The organism is Actibacterium sp. 188UL27-1, assembly GCF_016901225.1.
Taxonomy (GTDB): Bacteria; Pseudomonadota; Alphaproteobacteria; order Rhodobacterales; family Rhodobacteraceae; genus 188UL27-1.
This window is the reverse complement of the sequence record NZ_JAFEUL010000004.1, coordinates 216,346-240,030: the sequence shown is the minus strand read 5'-3', so window position 1 is coordinate 240,030 and position 23,685 is coordinate 216,346. Positions and strand designations below refer to the sequence as shown.

The window sequence follows — 23,685 nt, the reverse complement described above, 5'->3', positions numbered from 1 at the left end:
TCGTTGACAGATATGGTGAAAGGAGCGCGCGGCCCCCAAAGCAAGCCTTGCTACCGGGCCAGTGCTCCAAATGCCGATGTCATCGACAGCATGTAGCGGCGTGAGAACGCGTTTTCCCAAAGCCATGGGAACTGATCGGCCAGGCTCGCCTCGGCCAGGATGAAAAAGACCAACCCGGTCACCTGGACAATGATCGCCAGGAAACCGGTCATGCGAAAGATCGCGGCGAAAGCCAGTCCAAAGAAGAACGCGAGCGGGATGTCGGATGCAAACAGCGACACCTGACCGCTGCCCGCACCAAAGAAAATGCTTGGCGCGCCGTAGTGGAACCCGGCGCACCGTGTCGCAAATCCCGCCGCCATTCCAATCACAAAGGCAAACGGCAGCCGCAGGGCGTGTGCCAGCGTCCCAAGATAATCCAGCGGCCCTGCCCTGGTCCGTTTTGATGCGATGGCGGGCTTGAGCGCCTCTGTCCCGACGATCCGCTTGACGCGTTGTTGAAAGTCGAAATCCGGCTCGGGCACGGATCAGCCGCCAAGGGTGAAGAACAAAAATCCGTTGGGCTCGGTCGTCGCGATCACCTGGTAGACCCAATCGGGGCTGAACAACCGTTCGAACAGGTCTGGCATCCGGTGCACGGCCATATGCATGGTCAGCACACCTGCTGTGATCCCAAAACCCTTTGCCGACATATGTATCGGCGATTTCATATTGGTTACCATGCGGATCAGAAAGCCGATGCATGATGACATGGCCGCATCCATGAACAGGTGATCGGCCAAAACATCTCCGCCGCCGCCCGGCATGCCAAACATCTGGAACCGCACATAACGGGCGATCAAAACGGTCAGCATGCCCAGCACAAAGGCCAGCACGATGGACAGCGGATAGGCCGCGTTGCTGGCCACTTCGCCTTTTTTCGAGCGTTTTTTGCGATCTACCGACCGGTCGGGCAACAGCACGCCGTCGGGCTCCCACTGCGTCCCGCCTTCGATCCGTTTGATCCGTTCTGCAAACCGGTGATCCATATCCCGACGCGATCCCATCATTGTCCCCTAACGTCGAACAATCTGCCGCCGTAATGCGGCGACAAAACGGCAAGAGCGCGAAAACAGCGCGACCGCAACGCAAAGGATATATCACTTGCAGTATCACGGCTCAGCCGACCTTTACCGCCGTGCCCGAGGCCGAAACCATGAGTATGTTGTTGATCACTTCGTAATCCAGATCGACACCCACCACTGCATTGGCCCCCGCGGCGACGGCCCGCTCCTCCAACTCACGCAAAGCCGTCTCGCGCGCCTCACCGAGGCTGGCTTCATAGGCCGAGGATCGACCACCAATGATGTCGGTGATCCCCGCGAAGATATCCCGAAAGACATTCGCCCCAAGAATGGCCTCTCCCACGACCACCCCGTGGTAAGACCGGATGGCCTTTCCCTCAATCGTCGGTGTCGTCGTCACGATCATCTTCGAATTACCCCAAGGTGACACTGCTTTTTACTAACCCTCGATACTCGATGAACCGCGGTCCCTATCGTTGGTGCAAAATACCATCCCCGTTGAGCCAATGGAGGCCAGGACCATTTTTTGCCAAACGCTAGGTCCCACCATCTTGAGTTGTCGACTTGAAGGAGTGCCACATGCAGAGAGCCCATAGTCCAATCATAGCCCACGGAACCAATAGTAATCCTGCAATATTGCCACCAGTTGTCAACTGGAGAGACAGCAGGACTATCAGGCCTGGAAAGGTCCAGCTAGACGCTAACAGAACACCTGCAATAACCTCACTCCGTTTGGGCCAATTGATCATGTTAACCCACGCTGCCTTCTAATGAGATCGCGACAAGTTGTTGGGCTTCCATGGCGAACTCCATGGGCAGCGCTTGCAGCACCTCTTTGCAAAAGCCGTTGACGACGAGGGCAACCGCCTCTTCCTCGTCCATGCCGCGTTGGCGGCAGTAAAAGAGTTGATCGTCATCCACTTTGCTGGTCGTCGCCTCATGCTCCACGCGGGAGGAATTGTTCTTCACCTCAATATACGGCACCGTATGCGCCCCGCACTGATCACCGATCAGCAGGCTATCGCATTGCGTGTAGTTCCGGCTGTCTTTGGCCTTTGGGTGCATCGAAACCAGCCCGCGATAGGTGTTCTGGGCCTTGCCCGCGCTGATGCCTTTGCTGACGATCCGCGACTTGGTGTTTTTGCCCAGATGCACCATCTTGGTGCCCGTATCAGCCTGCTGATAGTTGTTGGCTATGGCGATGGAATAAAACTCACCCTGGCTCTCCTCGCCCCGCAAAATGCAGGACGGGTATTTCCAAGTCACGGCCGAGCCGGTCTCAACCTGCGTCCACATCACCTTGGCCCGGTCCCCCCGGCAATCGGCCCGTTTTGTCACAAAATTATAGATACCGCCCACCCCGTTCTCGTCGCCGGGGAACCAGTTTTGGACAGTGGAATACTTGATCTCGGCATCGTCCAGCAGCACCAGCTCAACCACCGCGGCGTGCAACTGGTTTGTGTCGCGCATCGGCGCCGTGCAGCCTTCCAGATAACTGACATAGGCCTCTTTGTCGGCGATGATCAACGTCCGCTCAAACTGCCCCGTATTTTCCGCATTGATCCGGAAATAGGTGCTCAACTCCATCGGGCAGCGCACGCCGGGCGGAATATAGACAAACGACCCATCGGAAAAGACCGCCGAATTGAGCGTGGCAAAGTAGTTGTCCGAGGCCGGCACGACCGTCCCCAGATATTGCTTCACCAGATCGGGATGCTCCTGAATGGCCTCCGAGATCGAACAAAAGATCACGCCCGCCTTTTTCAACTCCGCCTGAAATGTCGTGCCGACCGAAACACTGTCGAACACGGCATCCACAGCGACCTTGCGACCTTCAGCAGGCATATCCTCGGCCCCTTCGACACCGGCCAGGATCATCTGTTCTTTCAGAGGGATGCCAAGTTTCTTGTAGGTTTCCAGCAGCTTGGGGTCGACCTCATCCAACGATTTGGGCTTTTCTGCCATGCTCTTGGGCGAGGCATAGTAATACTGCTCCTGGTAGTCGATCTTGGGATAATCGACCATCGCCCATTCTGGTTCCTCCATCTCGGTCCAGCGCCTGTAGGCTGCCAGCCGCCAATCGAGCATCCATTGCGGCTCTTTGTTTTTCTCGCTGATCAGACGAACGATGTCTTCATTCAGGCCCTTGGGCGCGAACTCCATCTCGATCTCGGTTTCCCAGCCATACTTGTATGTGCCCATATTTTGGACGGTCTCGACCGTTTCGCGGTCCACACCTTCCCGGACTTCAAGATCGGCGTTCGTGTCCAAAGCAACCATGTCCGTCTCCCTTTATCTGAGCAAATCCGATAACTTGCACGTTTCTGTTCATGCGGCTCGCGCCTTGTGCCGTCTGTATGCCGCGATCCACGCATCGGCGAACCGCAGCACCTCATCTTCCGTCGTCGTCGGGCCAAGTGACACGCGAATGGCGCTTGCCGCAGTGACCTCGTCATATCCCATGGCCCGCAACACCCGGCTGGGTTTGACCTTACCGCTGGAACAGGCTGACCCTGCCGACACCGCAAAACCCGCCAGATCCATCTGCATTACTTGCGTCTCACCTTTCCATCCGGGAACCGCGAAACAGGAGGTGTTCGGGAGTCGTGCCGCATCTTTCCCGACAAAAATAATATCCTTTTCGGCGGCGTCCAGACTTATTTCTAGAATATTTCTAAGTTGGGCCACCCGTTCCCAGACACCATCGGCCAAGTCCCGCGCCGCCGCCTCTACCGCAGCTCCGAAACCTGCGATCCCGATTACATTCTCCGTACCTGAACGCCGCCCCATCTCCTGCCCACCGCCAGCGATCTGAGCGACAACATCCACCCCAGACCGCAACGCAAGCACGCCAACACCCTTTGGTCCGCCGACCTTATGGGCCGATGCCATCGCCAAATCAGCCTCTGACCACGCAAACGACCACGGCATCTTCCCGAAAATCTGCGTGGCATCACAAAGCAAGAAACTCTGCCCGCCGCCAAACGACCTCAGGATGCCGATATTCTCCAAAACATCCTGCAAAACCCCGGTTTCGCTATTCGCCGCCTGCATGGCAAAGACATGATCGCCTTGGGTACACGCGAATAGATCCGTTTCCGCCGCGGCAGAGGATGCCAAATCGCAAATCCCAGACCCATCCACCCGAATTTCCGGAGCGTCGCCTTTATGGGCATAGACCGCGTCATGCTCGACCGCGCTGACAATAAATTTTCTTGGTTCATCGCGAAAATCGATCTGCGGTCGTACCAATCCTCGGACCAATGCCGCCGCTTCGGTTGCACTCGCGACAAATACCAACTGGCTCGCATCGGCTCCAAGCGCTTCGGCAACCTGCCCCCGCGCCCGCTCGACAATTGCCTTAGCGGCCCGACCCTCGGCATGAACGCTCGACGGATTTCCCACAACATCCATGGCGGCAATCATCGCGTCGCGCGCCTCTGGTCGCAGCGGCGCTGTCGCGTTCCAGTCCAGATAAGCGCGTGCCAGGGTCAAAGGTCCAATCCCGCTTTCTTATTGATAAAAATACTCTCCGGGGGTCTGGGGGTGGAAAACCCCCAGCCTCTCCACGGGACCAACTCTCTCATTCGTCCACCATCTCGAACAGCGACGGTACAGCAGGGCACGGCGTCAACTCATTGCCGATCACATCCGATAATCGCGTCTGATGCAAAAACACGTAAACATGGGCGCTCAGCCCCTCCCACAATCGGTTGGTCATCGACTGCGCCCGGCTGCCTGAAACGGCACCCTTGGCCCCCGCCCCGGTATGCAGCGCGCTTACGGTCTCGTCCACGGCGGCCAGGATCTCGCTGACCCTGATCTCGCTCGGGGGGCGCGCCAGCTTGTAGCCGCCGCCGGGCCCGCGCACGCTTTCGACCAGGTTTGCCCGCCGCAGCTTGACAAAGAGCTGCTCCAGATAGGGCAACGAAATATCCTGACGCTTCGAGATTTCGGTCAAATTCACCAGACCATCCGCTTGAGCCAGGGCAATGTCAGAGAGCGCAACCATGGCATAGCGTCCCTTGGTGCTTAGTTTCATGGCAACCTCCCTGCAACGCCTGCCCAGAACCCGTGACAAACCATTGACGATACAGGCCGGAGCGCTTAACTGCCTGCCACTCTATCCGTCATATCAGCCGGATTTAGAATAGTTCTAGATTGCCCCGGGTCACCCGTCAACCGCCGCCAGGACCCGCCTGACCAAAAGAGAGGCAGATATGCCCGAAGTGATATTCCCAGGCCCCGACGGCCGGCTGGAAGGACGCTACCACCCGCAGAAAGAGAAAGACTCCCCCATCGCAATCGTGTTGCACCCGCATCCGCAATTCGGCGGCACGATGAACAATCGCGTCGTCTATGCGCTGCATTACGCCTTTTACAACATGGGGTTCACGGTGCTGCGGTTCAATTTCCGCGGTGTCGGGCGGTCCCAAGGCGAATACGACCAGGGGATCGGTGAGCTGTCGGATGCGGCCTCCGCCTTGGATTACCTGCAATCCATGAACCAGAATGCCAAACATTGCTGGGTGGCCGGTTTCAGCTTTGGCGCCTGGATCGGGATGCAACTGCTGATGCGGCGGCCCGAGATCACGGGGTTCATCTCGGCATCCCCGCCCGCCAACATGTATGACTTTTCGTTCCTTGCGCCCTGCCCATCCTCTGGTCTGATCATCAATGGCACGGCAGACCGTGTGGCGCCGCCGCGCGACACGCAATCGCTTGTCGGCAAACTGCATGAGCAAAAGGGCATCACCATCACCCATACGGAAATCGAGGGATCTGGCCATTTCTTTGAAGACCCCTTCATGGATACGATGGTGGAACATGTGACCGACTATGTGCAGCGACGGTTGACCGAGACCACACGATAGCCACATTGGTGTTGAACAAGCCCCCTGCGGGCTGTTTGACCACTAAAACACGGCTTCGGGCCATCCGTTTGGGTGGGTTCTGGTGACGGGATAACCATATGAGCGTTCTTGAAAACCTGGCCAATGATCTGGCCATCAATGCGATTGCGGCTGAGCGGGACAGTGACGACACCATCGTAGATGACGTCTCCAAAAGCATCGGCGACATGTCCCCAACCTTGCAGGAAGCCTATCAGACCATGGTCCGGCTTCACCGCGCAGCGGCCCGGGGTCAGGCCCTCGTGGCAGAACATATGGCCAAGCACGGCCTGCGCCCTGCCCCGGCCAGATCCTTTCATCCGACACCGCTGCCACCGCAACCCATGGCCCCCCAGCCCATTGACGAAACTGCCATTCTGCTCGCCGCCGCCGCTGAGGTCGAAGAGGATGACGAGGCGGATATCGCACCGATGCCGGAGCCTGATCCCGAGCAGGCCATGGATGCCCCGTCTGACGCGAAACCGAATGACACTGAACCGGCTGCAGAAGAGGAAACCGCATTTGATCCTGACGCACAGTCAAAGGATCCCGTTCGCGCCCTGATGCAGGCGCGACGCCTCGCTGCCGAAGCGGAGGAAGCCGAAAAACGTGCCGAAAAAGCCAAAGCCGAAGCGCGTGCCTTGCGCGGCGATCATCTGTCGATGATTGATGCCCTGATCGAAGGATCTGACGACGATTAGGGTCGCCCAACGCGCTTGAACACCATTCGCGCCAATGCCTGCGGATCAGGCCGGGCTTGTCTTCCTCCGATCAAACCACTACCACCACGTCCGCGCGGGTATGATGTAATGGTAGCCTGTCAGCTTCCCAAGCTGAACGCGCGGGTTCGATTCCCGCTACCCGCTCCACGCCCATCGCTGCCCAAAACAGCGGCGCACATATCATACACATCCGATGCACAAACCATGCATACGATTTGTGCGCAGGATCCACATTCCGTTAACCCCAGGGGTGGGATCACCTCGTGGTCTTGGGCAGGCGGCGACGCCGAACATAGCGGCCGGGCTTCCGCGAAATGCTCTACGGTAGACACAAAAATGACTTCCGAAACCGTCACGCTTATCGAAAGCTATTTTTCACCAATACGAGCGGGCCATGACCGACAAATCCATCGAGATATACTACAAGATTGCCGAGATCCCCGATTTTACTGACCGGAGCGCTTGGAGTCCGGGAGCATTGGACTTTCGCAATTCGGCCATGGCTCATATTGAACACGCTTTGAAGGCAGCCAATTTGGGTGAATGGGCGGGCGCCGAAATCGGATCTGGTGAGGTTAACTTTGGATTTACCGTCAACGATTTCGACCACGCGGAAAAGGCTGTATATCAGGCTGTGGCAGATACCCCATTTGCCAAGATCGAACGGATCGAGTTGACGGAAGAAGACTTTGCCGCCGCGGCTGAGGCAAATAACATAAAACCGATCGGTTTTTGGGGCTTCCTTTCGCTTGTGTTGTTTAAGCGCATACCAAGGCGGTATAGGCAGAATTGAGTTTCTGATCGTAGAGAGGATTTCCATCCCCTCACCAGCCGAACCAAAGCAATTCCCTTCAGCCCAACTATAGCGTTGGTAAAACCGGACCCGCACTTAGCATGCTAAATGTGGATGACGCGGTCATAGGCGTCCAGGACACTTTCGTGCATCATTTCGCTGAGCGTAGGATGCGGAAAGACGGTTTCCATCAGATCCTCTTCAGTCGTTTCCAGCTTTTGGCCCACGACGTAGCCTTGGATCAACTCGGTCACTTCGGCGCCGATCATATGAGCGCCCAGCAGTTCGCCTGTTTTGGCGTCGAAGACGGTTTTTATCATGCCGTCGGGTTCGCCCAGGGCGATTGCCTTGCCATTGCCCATGAAGGGGAAGCGACCGACCTTGATCTGACGACCCTGCTCTTTCGCTTTGGCTTCGGTCAGGCCCACACTGGCGACCTGCGGGTGGCAGTAGGTGCAACCCGCGATGGCTTCTGGCTTGACCGGATGGACGTTGTTTTTGCCTGCGATCAGTTCGGCCACCATGACGCCTTCATGGCTGGCCTTGTGAGCGAGCCAAGGGCCGTTTGTGGCGTCGCCGATGACATAGAGCCCTTCGATCCCGGTGCGGCAATATTCATCCGTCACCACAAAGGAACGGTCGATCCTGGCGCCCAGCTTTTCCAGCCCGAGGTTTTCTGTGTTGGCCACGATGCCGACGGCAGAGATGACAGTGTCAAACTCCATCTTCTCAACCTTACCGCCGGTCTCGATATGGGCGGTGACCTTGCCCTTGGCGCGGTCGAGTTTCTTGACCATGGATTTCTCCATGATCTTCATGCCTTGCTTGATGAAGCTCTTCTTGGCGAAGGCGCTGATCTCTGCATCTTCGACGGGCAGGATCCGGTCCATGACCTCCACCACAGTCGTGTCGGCACCCAGCGTGTTGTAGAAACTGGCAAATTCGATCCCGATGGCGCCCGAGCCGATGACCAGCAGCTTCTTGGGCATGTGTTTCGGTGTCAGGGCTGCCTTGTAAGTCCAGACCTGCTCCCCGTCGGCCTCCAGCCCCGGCAATTCGCGGGCCCGAGCCCCGGTGGCGACGATGATGTTGGGGGCGGTCAGTTCCTGGGTGCCCTTATCGGTCTTGACGCTGACCTTGCCCTTGGCGGGCAGTGTCGCCTCCCCCATGATGGCGGTCACCTTGTTTTTCTTGAGCAGATGGCCCACGCCACCGTTCAACTGTTTGGCGACTGAGCGGGAGCGAGCGACGACGGCATCAAGGTCATAGCCGATCCCCTCGGCCTTGAGTCCAAATTCCTTGGCGCGGTGCATGAGATGGAACACCTCTGATGAGCGCAACATGGCCTTGGTCGGGATGCAGCCCCAGTTGAGGCAGATGCCGCCCATATGCTCCCGTTCGACCACAGCGACATTGAGGCCCAGTTGTGCACCGCGGATGGCGGCCACATAGCCGCCCGGCCCTGCCCCGATGACGATCATATCGAATGATTGCGTAGCCATGCCAGCCTCCTGCACCAGAATTGGTTTGATGTTAAACTATCTGTGGGCAGGACCGAAAGAGCGGAATTGCGCGTGATCGTGACGCAAGGATTGGCCTAGGCCGCCAGTCCCTGTTTTGGTGCGAGTTCTTTCAACACTGTAGCATATCCGTGATTTTCGATGAATTCGATCTCTGCGGGGGAGCTGTTGCGGCCCAATGCGACATTGCGACCAGGGAACCGGCCGAACCGGCGGATGACATCCCGGTGGGCTCGGGCATGGAGCAGGGTCTGGGCCCCGTCTTCTGGCATCCGGGTCTGGATCAGCCGCACGGCGCGGGATTGGTGCTGCAGGCTTTCGGAATGTTCAAGCGGCAGATAGAAGAATTGCCGTTCAGGTTCCGGGAAACTGAGATCCCATCCTCGCCGGATGGCCTGGCCCACGGCGATGCGGGCGCGGGCATCGGTGGCAAAGGCCGCGGCCTGATTGCGGTGGATGTTCCTGGAGAGTTGATCGGCCAGCAAAATATAGGCCAACGCGCCGTCGGGCCGGGTGCGCCAATGTTCAAGCTGCCCGGCATTAAGGGCTGTCAGGCTGGCCCCGAATCTGTCTGCGCAAGTCCGGTCCAGCGCGTCGGTCGCTTGATACCAGTCCTTGGGTTCAAGCTCTTGCAGCCAAAAATGCAGGATCTCTGTCGGGTTCACCATAACGCCTCCTCCTTGGGGTTACGTCCCGGTTTCGGGTTGGTTCCCCTCTTCGTCTTCCTGTGCTGCTTCGATAAAGACTTCCTGCGCGACCTCTAGAGCGACCGGCGTGGCGCTTGCCAGGATCGGCGCGTAACTGCCGGTATCGCTGACAGAGGGCGCGGCACGCTGTGTCATCCGGTAGCCTGCATAAAGCACCATCGCCGACATCAGCAGCGTCAGGAAAAGGAAAAACCCCTGGGGCCCGATCAGCCCCATGATCCACCCGGTGATGATCGGCCCCGCAATGGCGCCCAGCCCGTTGATAAAGATCAGCCCACCGGACGCTGCCGCCATATCCTCGTATTCCAGGTAGTCGTTGGTATAGGCGATCAACAGGGCATAAAGCGGGTTGGTCATGCCACCGATCACAAAGGCCATGATCAACAGGGTCGTGAAATTGCTGCTCAGCACCATGGCGCCAAACGCCGCGACGGTGCTGACGGCAGAGACGAACAGGATCAGCAGGCGCCGATCGACCCGGTCAGACACCCAGCCGATCGGATATTGCAGCAGCAACCCACCCGTATAGATCGCTGCGATGAAGATGGAGATCTGAGGCACGCTCAGACCCGCCTCAGACCCATAGACCGAGGCCATTCCGAAAAGCGCCGAATAGACGCCACCCAACAGGGCCATGCCGACACAGCCCAAGGGGGAGAATGTCCAAAGTTCCCGGAAGGTCATCGGTTTCGTGGTGTCAAAAGCAGGCGTGGGGCTGATGCTGAGCAGGATCGGGGCAAAGGCGATCGAAACCAGCACGGACGGAATAATGAAAAGGATAAAACCCGATGGATCACCGATGCCCACCAGGCCTTGGGCGGCCACGATACCCGCCATCTGAACGATCATGTAAAGCGACAGCGCCTTGCCGCGGATAGAGTTATCGACCGAGTTGTTGAGCCAGCTTTCTGCCGTCACGTAGACGCCCGAAAAGCAAAAACCGATGATGATCCGGCCGAGGGTCCAGCTGATGGGGTCGGTCAGCGCCGGGTAGAGGATCAGGATGGCCGAGATCAACGACCCCAACGCCGCAAAGACCCGAACATGGCCGACGCGGCGGATCATCTCGGGGGTGAGACGGGAACCGCCAAGGAAGCCCAGAAAATAGGCCGACATGATGATCGACATCTGGAAGGTGGAGAACCCCTCGATCCCGCCACGGATCCCCAGAAGCGTGCCCTGCACGCCATTGCCAACCATCAAAAGAAGCATCCCCAACAACAGGGGCCACGTGCGGAAGAAAACTTGGATCATGGCTTGCTCGCGCGGTACTGTTTCCTGCGCTTTAGCGCAGCTTACCGGTCAAGGATCTCGCGAAAACGCCTCGCCGATGTCGAATTCCGTCTCTGGCGGGAAAAGCAGCGAAGCATCGCCGTAGGAAAAGAACCGAAATCCGTTTTTGATTGCGTGGTCATAGACTTGGCGCATGGTCTGGATTCCCATCAGGGCACTGACCAGCATCATGAGCGTGGATTTTGGCAGATGGAAATTGGTCATCAGTCCATCGGTGATGCGAAATGTATGGCCGGGCGTGATGAAGATGTCTGTTTCGCCGTGGAACGGCCCAATCTGGCCCGGTCCCGTGGCGGCACTTTCGAGCAGGCGAAGCGCCGTGGTGCCAACCGGAATGATCCGCCCACCAGCGGCTTTGGTAGCGTTGATCTGTGCCGCGGCCTCTTCGGTGATCTGCCCCCATTCCGCGTGCATCTGGTGATCGCTGACATCATCGACCTTGACGGGAAGGAACGTGCCCGCCCCGACATGGAGCGTGACCTCTGTCATGTCCACGCCCATACCGCGCAGATCCGCCAGCAAGCCGTCATCGAAATGCAAGCTCGCCGTGGGGGCCGCCACCGCGCCAGGGCTGCGGGCAAAGACGGTCTGATAATCATCCCTGTCGCGGGCATCGGCGGCACGCTTGGCCGCAATGTAAGGGGGCAGCGGCATCTGACCCGCAGCCTCCAGCGCCGCATCGAAAGCGGCACCTTCGACGGAAAAAGCCAGGTGGATCTGCCCGTCTGCCCGGCCGGTGGCGCGGGCAGAGAACCCCACTCCGAACGCGATCTCCTCTCCGTCTCGCACTTTCTTCAGGGGTTTGGCCAGCGCGGCCCAGGTGCCGTCGGCGCGCGGGCCCAGCAAGGTCACTTCGATCCGGGCGGCGGTGCGTCCCTCGGCCCCGTCGCGAAAACGTTGCCCGGTCAGCCGCGCCGGAATGACCTTTGTATTGTTCAGGACCAATCTGTCGCCTGCCCGCAAATAGCGCCCCAGATCGGCCACGCGCGCCTCATCCAATCTGTCGCCCTGGCAGATCAGCAGCCGTGCCGCGGTACGGGGCCGGGCGGGCCGGGTGGCGATTAGGCCCTCCGGCAGGTCAAAGTCGAAATCCGACAGCCTCATTGGCCAAGCGATGGCGGTGGACGGCGAAAGATCTCCCGAAACATGCCGGGCGTCAGAACGGAGAGCGGATTGACCGTCACGCGAGGGCGATCCATGGCGCCGCGCATTCGGTAGTTAAAGCCGAACAACCCCTCCCCCCGGCGGGAGAAGATCTGACCAATGCCGTTGAGCACATAGATCGGCGACAGCACGCCTTGCACATCCATCCGGTTGCCCTCGATATCAAACACGCCCGCCAAAGAGATCCCGACCGATGGCCCGACCCCGGACGCGCGGGTAATCTGAACGGCGTTGGGCGTCAATCGAAAGACAGCGTCGATGTCGTTGAACAACAGTCCGGGCCCGTTCAACTGTTCCAACAGACCAACTACCGAGATCGTGTTGAGGATCGCCGCCAGGCCCGGCGCGCTTTGTACTTTGGTGTTTTTTACCTTGAGTTGACCGTTATAGCTGCCGGCCTTGCCGGTGGGGTTAAGCACAAGGGTCATGTCACCGCCGCGCGCCTTTCGAAACAGGCCCGCCGCGCTAAAGACCGCGCCCGCATTGCCGGATGTCATGCGCACGGCCGTACCTCCGCCTTGTCCCGGTGCCACCTGACCCGTGACGGGAGCCGTCCCATTCACCTTGCCCTCGAATTCCCCGTTCAGACCGCCGCGCCGGTTCAGGGTCGCGCGAAAATCACCCAGGCTGATATTTTCGGAGATGATCAGACTATCGAGCGCCACAGTCATCGGGCCCCCGGCCCGGCTGCCGCCCGATCCCCCGCCGATATTGGCCCGGCGCAGATCCACCCAGCCGCCACGGATGGCCACGGCAGGTGAACTGTCGCCGCCGCGTCCCCGCAAGGTCACGGGCGCATCGATCCATCCATCCAGGGCGAACCGGCTGAAGGTTGCGGCCTCCAGATTGCCGCCAGGTGTGACAGAAACCCGGCCTTCCGCCGTCAAACCTCCCGCTTTCAGGGACAGTGTATCGATCCGGGGCGTATCGCCCAGTTGACCGGCCACTGCCAGGCTGCCCTTTTGCGCCGCATCCTTGCGCCAGCCCAGTTCGGCAATGCGCAACCCCACGCGGTTGAGGTCACTGGTGAGTTCAAAACGCGGCGGGCCGGTCTGTGGCAGGTTGACGGCGAATTGCCCCTGCCCGGCGCCGCTGATCATGCCGTCAGGCAAGCCGATATTGAACCGGTCGACAAAGGTTGGGCTCAACTCAACCGTGCCTTCGACGCGGGAGCCTTGATCTGCGGCCTCCTCCCCCAGTGCCTTGACCCATGTCGCCCGAAGCGGAACCGTATCCAGCGCCCCTGCCCCACCGATCGAGACCTCTTGGTTGGAGGCCTGCAGATCGAGCGTCTGGGCCGCGAGGATCCGGTTCGGCACGATGATATCCGATTGAACGTCAGACAAGGTGCCGGTTACGGCAAACTGCACGTCATCGATGGTGACCTTGCGCAGGGGCAGATCGATTTGGGACGTTGCAACCGCGCGCCCCTGGGCCAGATCGACCGGAAGCGACGCGCGGGACATGACGTTGAACGGCGGCAGATCCAGCAAAGACAGCGTGGCTGTGATCGTTGCATCGGTTTGCAAGGTGAGACTGCCGGGGGTCGGTTGTTCGCGCATATCGCGGATCCGAAAGACAGAGCCCGCCAGGTCAATCTGCCCCCCCTGATCGGGTAAAGTGCCCCCCTGATCCAGCGTCATCGTGTAAGCGTGATCGCGAATTGACGCATAACCACTTGCGCCGGTGATGGGCGGCAATGTGTCGATGGGGCGCAAAGTGGCATCGGCAAATTCATAAACGACAGAGCTTTCCAGCTTTTGCCCGGGCCTGGACCGAAACGCGGCGGTGGCGTCAAAGATCGTGCCAGCACTTAGATGTTCGATCAGCCATTGCCGCGTTCGGGGCCCTTCGGTCTGCGGCCAAAGGGCAAGAACAGTGCTGTAATCGGCCCGGTCCACGGTGGCGTCGAGTGCCACATCCCACCCATCGGAGGTCAGATGCCCTTTGCCCGTGGCGCGAATATGCGTTGGCGCGCCGGTCTTGGCATCAACGGTTTTCAGGTAAAGCTGACCCAGATCGACCTGCGACGGGTCAAAACGCGCGCGCAGGTCAAGGGCTCCTTCTTGAAAAACCGCGGCCTGTTCGAAAACACCGCTGGGATCGGCATTCACCTGGGACAACTGCAATTGCACGATGCTGCCCACGGCGCGATCATCGCTGTCACGCTCCAGATAGGCGTGGCCGGCAGCGACAACGGTGGCCTGGGGCGCGCGAACCTGCAGATCGTCGATATCGATCCGCCCCGTCTCTGGCGCGTAGCTGAGATAAATTTGTGCGGCGTCAAATGGCACGGGATCTGCATCGGATCGCGTGATCTGTCCGCCGTTTACGGTAATCTGACCATCCATCTGCCCTAGCCCGCCAGCCTCGTCCACCCGGCCCCGAACCGAAAACGAAAGGGGGGCGCTGACCGAGCGCAGCCAGCTCAGCAGGTCGGATTGTGCCGCGATATCGCGAATACGCACATTGTCCATGCGGGCCGAAAACTGCGCGGCCCGGTCACCTTTAGCGGAGGCCATTGAGCTTTCGATGCGCCCACCATCAATGTCAAAGCTTGCGCGCACCTCCAGCGTCTGGGCGCTGTTTTCTATGGTCAGACGGCCATCATCCGCCCGCCAGGTCCGCCCGGCGCGTTCGTCGCGGAAAAACAGCATCGCATCATCGATCACGATCCGGTCCAGGCTCGACAACCCATCGGTCAGTAGGGCTGCGTCAATGGTCTCGATTATATCGGGCAGATCGCGATTGGCGGTTGCCGGGCCACCCATGTCAAAGCCCAGATCGATATGCCCGTCCCGGTCGCGGCGGGCAACGATCGTGGCACCGGACACTTCCAACCGTTCAAGCTGCGGCACCTTGCGCAGAAAGCTGCCCTTGGCCAGACCCACCTGCAATTCCGGCACCCGCATCACCCGGATCCCGCTGGCATTGGTCAGACCAACATCGTGAAAGACAACCCGCGGCGTGCCCAGATCGCCAAAGATCAAACCGATGCGCGCGACATCCACCGTCGCTCCGGGCAAGCTGCCCGATAGCCAGGCCTCCGCGCGGGCGGTGACCCAGCGGGGGGCGCCCAATTCCCGCTCCGGCAAGGCAAAGACCGCAAGACCGAATAACAGCGCGACAATCACCACGACATCAAAGGTCCAGATGCACATGTATTTGGCAGCAGACCGGGTCCGCCGAGGCTGCTTTTTCGCCTTTGGATCTGCGTCTGATGGCTCGGTCACGTCTGTGTGCTGCTCTTATCGGGTCCTCAGACCTTTATCATTGCCCGCCCGGCACTAAAAATGAATAGCATAACGTTGATATAGGATAACGACCCCATGATCGAAACGGGCCAACCCGCACCAGATTTCACCTTGCCCCGCGATGGCGGCGACAGCGTCACACTTTCCAACCTGAAGCCAAAGGCGGTTGTCCTCTATTTCTATCCAAAGGATGACACGTCGGGCTGCACCAAGCAGGCTATCGGCTTTACCGAACATCTGGACGCGTTCGAGGCGGCGGGCGCTGTTATCCTGGGTGTCTCAAAAGACAGCGTGAAAAAACACGACAAGTTCCGGGACAAGCATGCGTTGAAGATCGCGTTGCTGTCGGATGAAGACAACGACGTGTGCGAGCAATATGGCGTCTGGGCCGAGAAGAGCATGTATGGAAAGACATATATGGGGATAGAGCGGTCGACCTTTATCATCGATGGCACCGGCACGGTGCGCGAGGCCTGGCGCAAGGTTAAGGTACCTGGCCATGTGGAAAAGGTGCTGGAGGCTGTCAAAGCGCTCTGACCCTTGCCATGGCGCGATCGCAATGGGATGGAGCGGGAACGCCCCATCCACGACGAGGATCCCATGCGCGCCCTGGCCGAACTGGCAACCGAGGTTCTGACCACTGCCGATGGGCGCGCGAAGACAGCTTTGTCACGCGCCCATGCCGCCGATTGGTTTGCGGCTCGCTCCAATGGTGAACTGCCAGAAACCGGCACAGCCACTCCGCCCCTGCGCCCTGCCCGGCCGGAAAAACCTGAATTGCTGAGCCCGCGTGACGTGCCCCGCCGCAAGCCTGGCACGGTTGAGGGGCGCATCGCAATCCTGCACGCCGTTGCCCATATCGAGCTGAACGCGGTGGATTTGCACTGGGACGTCATCGCACGGTTTGGCCATATCCCGATGCCGCCGGGATTCTACGACGATTGGGTGAAGGCCGCAGATGAAGAGAGCAAGCATTTCAACCTGGTCAGTGATTGTCTGGAGGCGATGGGCAGCCATTACGGCGCGCTGCCGGCCCATGCAGGGATGTGGCGGGCAGCCGAAAACACTGTGGATGATCTGATGGGTCGCCTTGCCGTCGTGCCCATGGTTTTGGAAGCCCGCGGGTTGGACGTGACCCCAAGCATGATCAAGATCTTTCAGAATGCCAAGGATGACCGCGCTGTTGCCGCACTTGAGACCATCTATGGCGAGGAGGTGAGCCATGTCGCCTATGGCTCCAAGTGGTTTCACTTTTTGTGTGGGCGCGAAGATGCCGACCCCAAGGAGGCGTTCCACCGACTGGTCCGGCACTACTTCCACGGTCAACTGAAGCCGCCTTTCAACGAGGAAAAGCGGGCCGAAGCAGGGATTCCCCCTGATTTCTACTGGCCCCTTTCAGAAGGGTTAACGCCCTAGGGTCATCGGCAAAAACTTGCGCATAACGCCAACAATACCTCGCAAGTCCTCAAAATATAGCCAATTTTCTTGCGCCCGACCGCCCCCAAAGCTAATTGGGGTCGAGCTTGCCCGTCCGGGGGGATACGAGAGGCAAGATCGAGGACAGGGTCAACAGGGACGAGTCATTGCGAGCTGGCTTTAAGCACCGTTTCCATACGTATCTAGAACGTCGCCTGCCTGAACAGCGGCTCTTCTTGCGTTCCGACACCGAAACACGATTCATTCGACTGCGATCTGCGACGCAGGCCATGGTTCTGGCCGGGGGTGCAATGCTGCTGGGCTGGACGATCATCGTCACAGCAGTTTTGCTGATGGATAGCATCGGATCGGGGAATGCCCGTGATCAGGCAAAGCGGAACCAGGCAACCTACGAAACGCGGCTGAACGAGTTGTCCGATACGCGTGACGCCCGTGCGGCAGAAGCGGTCGCAGCGCAGGAACGGTTCAACGCGGCCTTGCGCACCATTTCGGAGATGCAGTCCGAACTATTGGCATCCGAAGACCGCAGGCGCGAGTTGGAAACCGGCATCGGTGTCATCCAGTCGACCCTGCGCCGCACTACCAAAGAGCGTGACACAGCCCGCGATGAAGCGTCCCGGCTGGTGGCCAAAATCGCCGGTGAGAGTGAGGAAACGTCAACCGCTGTCGCCTCTGCCCAGGATATTGCAGGCACCTTGGATTTTCTGACAGCCGCATTGCAAACCACCGCGGTGGAGCGGGATGATCTGGCGGATGAGGCCGATTTCGCCCGGGAAGAGATGGAAGCCATCGCCTTCGAGCGCGAATTGATCCTGGACCGCAATGACAAGATCTTTGCCCAGTTGGAAGAGGCGGTCACCGTATCCGTGGCACCGCTGGATAAGATGTTCAGCGCGGCGGGTCTCCCCCCCGAACAGCTGATCGAAACCGTGCGCCGGGGATATTCCGGCCAAGGCGGGCCGCTGACACCCTTGATCGTGTCGACAAAGGGCGGGCCACTGGATCCGGACAGCCAGCGCGCCAACGATATCCTGAAAAGCCTGGACCGGGTGAACCTGTACCGGCTGGCAGCGCAAAAGGCGCCTTTCGATATTCCGGTGAAGTCAGCCTTTCGCTACACCTCCGGCTTTGGGCCGCGCTGGGGCCGCATGCATAACGGTACCGATTTTGCAGCAAGCCACGGTACGCCGATCACCGCCACCGCAGACGGGGTGGTCATCCATGCCGGTTGGCAATCAGGATACGGACGTCTAATAAAGATCCAGCACGAGTTCGGGATCGAAACGAGATACGCCCATCTTGCCCAGATTCGCGTCTCTGTCGGCCAAAGGGTCTCGCGCGGGGACAGGATCGGTGATATGGGAAATTCTGGCCGATCGACCGGCACCCACCTGCACTATGAAGTGCGCGTCGGAGGCAAACCCGTCAATCCGATGATCTACATCAAGGCAGCAAACGATGTTTTCTAAAAGCAGGACAAACGAGCCCGGCGCCGCAAAGCCCGGTGAAGGAGATAAGACCAGCATGTCAGACGCCCCGGCAGCGGCCGCAAAGCCCGCGATGGATAGTAAACCATCCGCCACAAAGGCAAAACCGCCTGCATCGGTCATCTCGTCCGATCTAACCATTACCGGCAACATCAAAACGTCGGGCGATATCCAGGTCGAAGGCACGGTCGAAGGTGATATCCGCGCCCATCTGCTGACTGTTGGCGAAGGCGCAACCGTAAAGGGAGAGATCGTGGCCGATGACGTCATCGTCAATGGTCGGATCGTGGGCCGGGTACGTGGCTTGAAGGTCCGCCTTACCTCGACCGCGCGGGTCGAAGGGGACATCATCCACAAGACCATCGCCATTGAAAGCGGTGCGCATTTCGAAGGATCGGTCCAACGGCAGGACGATCCGCTCAATGCCAATGCGAGCAAGCCAGTGGCTGGTGCACCAGCTGCGAAACCCGCCGCCGCTGGCGGGTAGGATCACCCAGCATATCCAACACCCGACACCGCCGCCTTCGGCGGTGTCTTCGTTTCCGATCTGTGCAACTGCCAATCGGAGATGGTTGTTGGTGACGGCCATCCTGGCCTCTGCCCTGGGGTTCATCGACGGATCTGTAGTGGCCATTGCACTGCCAGCCATGCGCGCTGATCTGGGCGCGACGCTGTCCCAGGCCCAATGGATTTCCAACGCCTATCTGCTGACATTGTCGGCTTTGATCCTGGTTGGCGGCGCGTTCGGCGACAGATTTGGGCTGGCCCGGGTCTTTGGCGGCGGGATTGCGCTGTTTGTCGTGGCCTCTGTCTTTTGTGCCGCGGCTCCCAATGCGCAGTCTCTAATCATCGCGCGTTTGGTCCAGGGAGTGGGTGCGGCCTTCATGGTCCCGGGATCCCTTGCGCTGATCGCCCGCGCCTATCCTGACGGTGAACGGGGCGCTGCCATCGGAACCTGGGCCGCCGCATCCGCCGTCACCACGGCTGCCGGCCCGATCATTGGTGGTCTCCTGCTGACCTTTGGCACGGATAGCATCTGGCGGTGGATCTTTGCGGTGAACCTGCCCCTGGGTGCCCTGGCATTGTGGCTGTTGATCCGCCATGTTGATCGGGATCCCAATACAGCAACAGCGGGGTTGGACTTGCCCGGCGCGGCCTTGGCGACCCTTGGGCTTGGTGCCTTGGCCTGGGCGTTGACGGGGGCCGAACATGGACAAAGCGCATCCCTTGGTCTGGCGACTTTCGGGATTGCAGCACTGGCACTGTTCCTATGGGTCGAAGCCCACTCCCCCTGCCCCATGTTGCCCCTTGGCCTGTTTGCAGACCGCGCCTTTTCAGCGGCCAATGCGATCACGTTTACCATTTATTTCGCGCTATCGACCCTGCTGTTTTACCTGCCAATGACCGTCATCTCCACCTGGGGTGTCACCGCGATCGAAGCGGCCGCAGCCTTTGCCCCCCTATCGGTCTTTATCGGGCTGTTTTCGGCCCGGATCGGCCGGTTAGAGCCGCGGTTTGGCGCAGGCCCCTTGATCGCCACGGGATGCGGCCTGTTGGCCATCGCCTACGTCGCTATCGCAATCACTGCTCCTGCCATGCAATTCTGGACCCGGACGTTTCCGGGCTGCGTGGTTCTTGGCGCTGGCATGGCCCTGATTGTCACGCCATTATCCACGACCATTATGGCCTCGGTGCCTGCCGCATCGACCGGCACGGCATCGGGCGTCAACAATGCGGTCAGTCGTCTGGCCGGGTTGATCGCGGTGGCGGCCATGGGCAGCCTCGCTGCGGTTGTTTATGGGGCCTATGGCGGCGCGCTCAGCTTTGGCGCCGCGGATCCGGATGCCGCGCATGCCATTGCGACAACGCGCGCCTTTACCCTGCTATGCGGGGTTGCGGCGGTTCTGGCCGGGCTGTCCTGTATTGGCGCATTGATCTACCTGCCGCGCGCCGCCACTCAACCCCAAAGTATGGGCGGACGCTGACCCGTCCAATCGGTGCGCTCATGGTAATGTTGTGCCAACTGCAACAGCGCCACATCAGACCCCGGCGGCCCAAAAAGCTGCACCCCCATGGGCAGCCCCGCCGGACCGAACCCGGCAGGCACAGCAATGCAGGGCAACCCGATCAGGCTGACCGGAATCACTACTTCCATCCAGCGGTGATAGGTGTTCATCTCGGTACCGTCGATCGATTTCGGCCAATGCCAGTCAGCCGGAAACGGCCAAACCTGTGCCGTGGGCAGGGCCAAAAAATCAAACTGGCCAAACAGTGTCATGGCGGTTCGAAACCAGTCGGACCGGTCAAGGCTGGCCCGTTGCAGATCCATGGCCGAAAGAGCGAGCCCGCGCTCGACCTCCCAGATCGCCTCCGGTTTCAATTGGGCGCGCTTGATCGGATCGGCGTAAAGCGGCTCCAGTTTTGCTGCGACGGAAAAGGCACGCAAGGTTGTCCAGCTTGTCCACAATCGGGCGGCATCGAAAGGGGCCAACATCCGCTCCACCGGCGTATCGAATATCGCCAGCGCATCGCGGCACAGGTCAAGAATGCCCGGCTCCATGGGATAGGCCCCATCCCAATCGTTCAACCATCCGATGCGTGATCGCCTTGCTGGGTGCGCCAGCGCGGCCGTGAAATCCTCGGGCTTGCGTCCGAAGGGGCGCAACGGCTCGGGCTCGGCAAGCACTTGTAACAGTCTTGCCAAGCCTGCGGGGCTGCGTGCCATGGGCCCGTCCGTGGCCAGCATGTGCAGATAGCTGTCGCCCACGGCATCCGCAGGAACCAGACCCCAGCTTGGCCGAAATCCATAGATATTGCACCAGCCCGCCGGGTTGCGCAGGCTGCCCATCATGTCAGACCCATCGGCCAGGTCGACCATACCACAGGCCAAAGCCGCCGCCGCGCCGCCCGATGATCCGCCTGCCGTCAATCGGGTATCATAGGGGTTTCGGGTCACCCCATGCACCGGGTTATAGGAATGGGAGCCAAGGCCAAATTCGGGCGTATTCGTCTTGCCGATCAGGATGGCCCCGGCCTGTCGCAATCGTCGTGCAACGGCATCATCAGCGCTTGGCACATGGGTGGCAAAGATGGGGGAACCAAGGGTCGTGCGGATCCCGGCGGTGGCGACCAGATCTTTAACGGCCATTGGGATACCGTGGAGCGGACCTATCAGATCTGATCTGTCAGCGCGGTCGGCGTCGGCCAACAGTGTATCGGGGTCGCGCAGTGAAACGATGGCATTGATTGTATCGTTGCACGTATCAATACGGGTCAGCGTTGCCTCCATCCGGCGGCGGGCTGGCCCCGTCATGCCACGGGGTGGCTCAATGCGCGTCGGTAAAGGTGCCAGGATGCGTGACCCAGGACCGGCAGCGCCACCAAGAGGCCAAGGAAGGCTGGGATCATTGCCAACAGCATCACCGCACCCAGGATAAAGGCCCATGTGAACATAACAGCCGGGTTCTGACGAACGACTCCGACGCTCAAAATCATTGCTGAGACAAAATCGATTTCCTTGTCCAGCACCAGCGGCAAGGAGATCACCGTCAACGCATAAAGCAGCAACCCCAGCACCGCCCCCACCAGCACTTGCACGGCGATCATGGTCAAGCCATTCGGCGTCAGAAACGCCTCCCACGAGGTTGAGACGTTGGTCATCGCCGATAATCCCATGAACAGCGCAAAGATCATATGTGCCAAGAAGCTGTAGAACAGAAAATAAAAGACGATCAGGCCGCCCAACCATGGGATTTCACGGTTCCGCTCGCGCCAAAGCACGCCCAGGATTTCTGACCCGTCGAGCCTGAGGCTGCGTTCCAACCGGCGACTGACTTCATAGAGCCCCACAGCGGCAAAAGGTGCGAAAAGCGGAAAGGCCAAGGCAAGCAGAATAATCTGCCACAAAAAGCCCGGTGACAGAAAGGTCAGGATCAAGCCACCCGCTACGTAAAAGCCCGCAAATATCAATCCAAAGGGCCAGGCGCGTCGCGCGTCATGCCATCCGCGAAAAAGCGACGTCACCAGATCCTGAAAGGTGAGCGTGCGGATGGAGGGGCGCGGCGATGCGTCCCGGGGCGGAATGTAATCTGTCAGCTGGTCCACATACGCAATCCTTAGGCAGGCCTCGGCCTCATAATGCCCGAGGGTCGAGCGGCCCGACAAGATCTTTCCGCAGGGTCAGGCGGTGGCCTGCGCCTCGTCCCGTCCCTTGCCCGCTGCGCCCTGGGCCAGGGTCGCCGCCATGAAGCCATCTAAGTCCCCATCCAGAACACCCTTTGTGTCCGACGTTTCATGATTCGTGCGCAGATCCTTCACCATCTGGTAAGGTTGCAGGACATAGGACCGTATCTGGTTGCCCCAGCCGGCATCGCCCTTGTTTTCGTGTGCCTCGTTGATGGCAGCGTTCCGACGGTCCAGCTCCATCTGGTAAAGCCGTGACTTCAGGGCCTTCATGGCGATGTCGCGATTCTGATGCTGGGACTTTTCAGATGATGTCACCACGATGCCGGTCGGGTTATGGGTGATCCGCACAGCTGAATCGGTCGTGTTCACGTGCTGCCCGCCTGCGCCCGAGCTGCGATAGGTGTCGATGCGGATATCGGCAGGGTTCACTTCGATCTCGATATTGTCGTCAACCACCGGATAAACCCAGACGGAACAAAAGCTGGTATGGCGCTTGGCCGCTGAGTCGAACGGAGAGATCCGCACCAGGCGGTGCACACCACTTTCTGATTTCAGCCAGCCATAAGCATTGGGTCCGCTGATCTTGTAGGCAGCGGATTTGATACCCGCCTCTTCACCTGCTGTCTCTGACTGCAGCTCGACCGTGTAGCCCTTCTTTTCGGCCCAGCGGACATACATCCGCGCCAGCATGCTGGCCCAGTCGCAGGATTCGGTGCCGCCTGCGCCTGAATTGATCTCAAGGAAGGTATCGTTGCCATCGGCCTCCCCGTCGAGCAGGGCTTCCAATTCCCGGGCCGCAGCCTTTTCGGCAAGCGCAGAAAGGGAGGTCTCGGCATCGGCCACCACCTCTGTATCCTCTTCCATCTCGCCCAGTTCGATCAGTTCCAACGTGTCGTTCAGGTCCCGCTCAATGCTGGTATAGGTTTCCATGGCATCGACCAGCATCTGGCGATCACGCATCAGCTTTTGCGCAGCTGTCGGATCGTTCCAAAGATCCGGATCCTCGACACGGGCATTGAATTCTTCAAGCCGATGGGGTGCGGTGTCCCAGTTCAGGCGCTGACCAAGAAGGGCAAGCGACTTGCGAATGGCATCAGCGGTGTTTTGGGCTTCGGCGCGCATGGGGCATCTCGGATCTTGGGGTCAGGCTGGTGTGATACAGCGCCG

At 59.6% G+C, this 23,685-nt stretch carries 22 protein-coding genes and 1 tRNA gene; 9 read left to right on the top strand and 14 right to left on the bottom strand.

Going from position 1 to position 23,685, the window contains the following annotated elements:
* Positions 1-50: 50 nt before the first annotated feature.
* The 6 genes from IU397_RS08030 to IU397_RS08005 all read right to left on the bottom strand — a co-directional run bounded on the left by IU397_RS08030 (position 51) and on the right by IU397_RS08005 (position 5,106).
* Positions 51-524, bottom strand: a complete 474-nt coding sequence (locus tag IU397_RS08030; RefSeq protein WP_204412191.1) for a hypothetical protein — start codon at positions 522-524, stop codon at positions 51-53.
* 3 nt (positions 525-527) lie between these two features.
* Positions 528-1,046 (bottom strand): hypothetical protein, encoded by a 519-nt coding sequence (locus IU397_RS08025; RefSeq protein WP_204412190.1) that lies wholly within the window; start codon positions 1,044-1,046, stop codon positions 528-530.
* 112 nt (positions 1,047-1,158) lie between these two features.
* Positions 1,159-1,470 (bottom strand): heavy metal-binding domain-containing protein, encoded by a 312-nt coding sequence (locus IU397_RS08020; RefSeq protein WP_204412189.1) that lies wholly within the window; start codon positions 1,468-1,470, stop codon positions 1,159-1,161.
* Between the two features lie 344 nt (positions 1,471-1,814).
* Positions 1,815-3,344: a Fe-S cluster assembly protein SufB gene (gene sufB, locus IU397_RS08015; protein WP_204412188.1), complete on the bottom strand. Its 1,530-nt coding sequence runs from the start codon at positions 3,342-3,344 to the stop codon at positions 1,815-1,817.
* 48 nt (positions 3,345-3,392) lie between these two features.
* On the bottom strand, positions 3,393-4,553 hold the full coding sequence (locus tag IU397_RS08010; protein ID WP_204412249.1) for a cysteine desulfurase family protein: 1,161 nt from the start codon (positions 4,551-4,553) through the stop codon (positions 3,393-3,395).
* 94 nt (positions 4,554-4,647) lie between these two features.
* Complete coding sequence (locus IU397_RS08005) at positions 4,648-5,106, bottom strand: Rrf2 family transcriptional regulator (protein WP_204412187.1); 459 nt, start codon at positions 5,104-5,106, stop codon at positions 4,648-4,650.
* A gap of 178 nt (positions 5,107-5,284) precedes the next feature.
* Between IU397_RS08005 and IU397_RS08000 the strand changes: the two genes are divergently transcribed.
* From IU397_RS08000 to IU397_RS07985, 4 genes are all read left to right on the top strand, one after another.
* On the top strand, positions 5,285-5,938 hold the full coding sequence (locus tag IU397_RS08000; RefSeq protein ID WP_204412186.1) for an alpha/beta hydrolase: 654 nt from the start codon (positions 5,285-5,287) through the stop codon (positions 5,936-5,938).
* A gap of 98 nt (positions 5,939-6,036) precedes the next feature.
* Positions 6,037-6,657, top strand: a complete 621-nt coding sequence (locus IU397_RS07995; protein WP_204412185.1) for a hypothetical protein — start codon at positions 6,037-6,039, stop codon at positions 6,655-6,657.
* 94 nt (positions 6,658-6,751) lie between these two features.
* Positions 6,752-6,825 (top strand) — tRNA-Gly (locus IU397_RS07990).
* Positions 6,826-7,072: 247 nt separating this feature from the next.
* Complete coding sequence (locus tag IU397_RS07985) at positions 7,073-7,471, top strand: hypothetical protein (RefSeq protein ID WP_204412184.1); 399 nt, start codon at positions 7,073-7,075, stop codon at positions 7,469-7,471.
* Positions 7,472-7,575: 104 nt separating this feature from the next.
* Here IU397_RS07985 and lpdA read toward each other — a convergent pair whose 3' ends face one another.
* From lpdA to IU397_RS07960, 5 genes are all read right to left on the bottom strand, one after another.
* Positions 7,576-8,973 (bottom strand): dihydrolipoyl dehydrogenase, encoded by a 1,398-nt coding sequence (lpdA, locus tag IU397_RS07980; protein ID WP_204412183.1) that lies wholly within the window; start codon positions 8,971-8,973, stop codon positions 7,576-7,578.
* A gap of 95 nt (positions 8,974-9,068) precedes the next feature.
* Positions 9,069-9,659: a DUF924 family protein gene (locus tag IU397_RS07975; RefSeq protein WP_204412182.1), complete on the bottom strand. Its 591-nt coding sequence runs from the start codon at positions 9,657-9,659 to the stop codon at positions 9,069-9,071.
* 18 nt (positions 9,660-9,677) lie between these two features.
* Positions 9,678-10,952 (bottom strand): MFS transporter, encoded by a 1,275-nt coding sequence (locus IU397_RS07970; protein WP_204412181.1) that lies wholly within the window; start codon positions 10,950-10,952, stop codon positions 9,678-9,680.
* A gap of 48 nt (positions 10,953-11,000) precedes the next feature.
* Positions 11,001-12,095, bottom strand: coding sequence for a tRNA preQ1(34) S-adenosylmethionine ribosyltransferase-isomerase QueA (gene queA, locus IU397_RS07965; RefSeq protein WP_204412180.1), 1,095 nt, complete (start codon positions 12,093-12,095; stop codon positions 11,001-11,003).
* On the bottom strand, positions 12,092-15,388 hold the full coding sequence (locus IU397_RS07960; protein WP_204412179.1) for an AsmA-like C-terminal region-containing protein: 3,297 nt from the start codon (positions 15,386-15,388) through the stop codon (positions 12,092-12,094). Before IU397_RS07960 ends, queA begins: the two co-directional genes overlap by 4 nt.
* Positions 15,389-15,484: 96 nt before the next feature.
* Here IU397_RS07960 and bcp point away from each other — a divergent pair, with 96 nt between their 5' ends.
* From bcp to IU397_RS07935, 5 genes are all read left to right on the top strand, one after another.
* Positions 15,485-15,946, top strand: coding sequence for a thioredoxin-dependent thiol peroxidase (bcp, locus tag IU397_RS07955; protein ID WP_204412178.1), 462 nt, complete (start codon positions 15,485-15,487; stop codon positions 15,944-15,946).
* A gap of 63 nt (positions 15,947-16,009) precedes the next feature.
* Positions 16,010-16,825, top strand: a complete 816-nt coding sequence (locus IU397_RS07950; protein WP_204412248.1) for a ferritin-like domain-containing protein — start codon at positions 16,010-16,012, stop codon at positions 16,823-16,825.
* Between the two features lie 167 nt (positions 16,826-16,992).
* On the top strand, positions 16,993-18,315 hold the full coding sequence (locus IU397_RS07945; protein ID WP_204412177.1) for a M23 family metallopeptidase: 1,323 nt from the start codon (positions 16,993-16,995) through the stop codon (positions 18,313-18,315).
* Positions 18,305-18,820, top strand: a complete 516-nt coding sequence (locus IU397_RS07940) for a polymer-forming cytoskeletal protein (protein ID WP_204412176.1) — start codon at positions 18,305-18,307, stop codon at positions 18,818-18,820. Before IU397_RS07945 ends, IU397_RS07940 begins: the two co-directional genes overlap by 11 nt.
* A 91-nt stretch (positions 18,821-18,911) precedes the next feature.
* The gene (locus tag IU397_RS07935; RefSeq protein ID WP_204412175.1) at positions 18,912-20,318 is read left to right on the top strand and encodes an MFS transporter; all 1,407 of its coding nucleotides are present in this window, start codon (positions 18,912-18,914) and stop codon (positions 20,316-20,318) included.
* Here the strand turns inward: IU397_RS07935 and IU397_RS07930 are convergent.
* The 3 genes from IU397_RS07930 to prfB form a co-directional block, all read right to left on the bottom strand.
* The gene (locus tag IU397_RS07930) at positions 20,291-21,646 is read right to left on the bottom strand and encodes an amidase (RefSeq protein WP_204412174.1); all 1,356 of its coding nucleotides are present in this window, start codon (positions 21,644-21,646) and stop codon (positions 20,291-20,293) included. The genes IU397_RS07935 and IU397_RS07930 overlap by 28 nt on opposite strands.
* Positions 21,643-22,437: a DUF2189 domain-containing protein gene (locus IU397_RS07925; protein WP_370541636.1), complete on the bottom strand. Its 795-nt coding sequence runs from the start codon at positions 22,435-22,437 to the stop codon at positions 21,643-21,645. The genes IU397_RS07930 and IU397_RS07925 overlap by 4 nt, the downstream gene beginning before the upstream one ends.
* Positions 22,438-22,512: 75 nt before the next feature.
* Positions 22,513-23,640: a peptide chain release factor 2 gene (gene prfB, locus IU397_RS07920; protein ID WP_204412173.1), complete on the bottom strand. Its 1,128-nt coding sequence runs from the start codon at positions 23,638-23,640 to the stop codon at positions 22,513-22,515.
* Positions 23,641-23,685: the final 45 nt, after the last annotated feature.